This window comes from Methanomassiliicoccales archaeon (assembly GCA_014361295.1).
Classification (GTDB): Archaea; Thermoplasmatota; Thermoplasmata; order Methanomassiliicoccales; family JACIVX01; genus JACIVX01.
The window spans coordinates 1-749 of record JACIVX010000110.1 but is presented as its reverse complement, the minus strand read 5'-3'; the positions used below and the strand labels follow the sequence as shown (position 1 = coordinate 749).

Here is a 749-nt window from a genome sequence, read left to right as displayed (position 1 = left end):
CCGCTTGGCCCGCTCCTTGTGCAAAAGGCGCAGAAGGGGCACCACCGCCTCCTCCACGCCCTTGTGGAATTCCTCGCACTCTTTGGGGCCATAGTCGAACCGCTCCCGCTCGCAAAACGCGTAGTCCCTGAAATTCTCAAACCCCGCGTTCTTCGCGCGCTTTTCACGAAGGTCAAGGAGTTCCTCGAAAATGTCCTCGATCTCGCCTTTATCGCGGAGTCTCCGCTCGGCGATAAGCTCCCAGGCTCGCTCCCGCACCCGACGATCCGGCTCCTCCAAGTATTTGGCCATCTGTTGGAGGGTCTGGGGGCGGCCTTCGAACTCCACCGTCATGGCCCCGAAGATCTTTTGGTAGCGCTGGCCAAGCTTCTCTTCCGCCACTTTCAGGGGGATATTCTCCTCACGGAAGATGCGGACGGCGTTTTCCCATTTGCGCCGCAGGACCTCGTAGCGCTCAAGGGGGAGATCCTTCCAAGCCGGGACCCCAGTGAACCGCACCCGCAGGCGATGGAGCGCCTCCTCCACGCGGGGAACCACGTTTTCCAAGAATGCCAAATAGGCCTTCTCATGCTCGGGGTTCGTGGTGTCGCAGGTCATGCGGATGTAGCGGATGGCCCCTTCCTCCTCGATGGCCGAAAGGAGCTCGGAGAGGTCCAAAAGAGCCTGCTCCACTTCTGTGCGGGATCCTAAAGGCCGCTTCTCCAAATCCGCAAAGAGCGGGCTTAGGGCCTCCCACTCGCCGGCAGGCA

The 749-nt window shown here is 61.0% G+C and carries 1 protein-coding gene; it reads right to left on the bottom strand.

Annotated features, from left to right (window positions below):
• The coding region (locus H5T41_11440) for a M3 family oligoendopeptidase (protein ID MBC7109372.1) at positions 1 to 657 on the bottom strand (657 nt) is incomplete at its 3' end.
• Between the last annotated feature and the right edge of the window lie 92 nt (positions 658 to 749).